This window comes from Vibrio sp. 2132-1, assembly GCF_033344315.1.
Map to the genome: position 1 here is coordinate 1 of NZ_JAWPON010000791.1, position 533 is coordinate 533.

Consider the following 533-nt stretch of genomic DNA (forward strand, 5'->3'; position numbering starts at 1 on the left):
ACCAAGCATCATGACTGCGAGTGGCTTCAGCTATATCGCTGAGCGGCGCGCAGTCACCGTCCATGCTGAATACCCCTTCCGTCACAACTAGATGGTTGTCTTCGCTATTAATCAGCGACTTTAGGTGCTCGATGTCATTGTGCTTGAAACGCTTCATCTTAGCTGGTGACAACATCCCCGCTTCCATCAGTGAGGCATGGTTCAAACGGTCTTGGATCAATACGTCTGATTTTTCTAACAAGGTGAACAACAAGGCTTGATTAGCACTGAATCCAGAACCAAACAGAATTGCTCTGTCGTAGCTCAACCATTCAGTTAGTGCGGCTTCTAAATTGCTGTGTGCTGCACTAAAGCCAGTGACCATTGGCGATGCTCCACTGCCACTCCCATATACTCTTAAACCTTGCTGCCATGCACGAACGAGCGCTTGATCATTGGCTAATCCCAAATAATCATTACTTGAGAAATTAATGTAGCGTCTACCTTCGTGTTCCAAAACGGACTGGTTACCGGCAAACACCACATTCATAGAA

1 protein-coding gene is annotated in these 533 nt (G+C 46.7%); it reads right to left on the reverse strand.

The window, feature by feature from the left end; translation table 11 throughout:
* Positions 1-533, reverse strand: a 533-nt coding sequence (locus tag R8N47_RS28020) for an aminotransferase class I/II-fold pyridoxal phosphate-dependent enzyme (RefSeq protein WP_318186460.1), incomplete at both ends; no start/stop codon positions are given.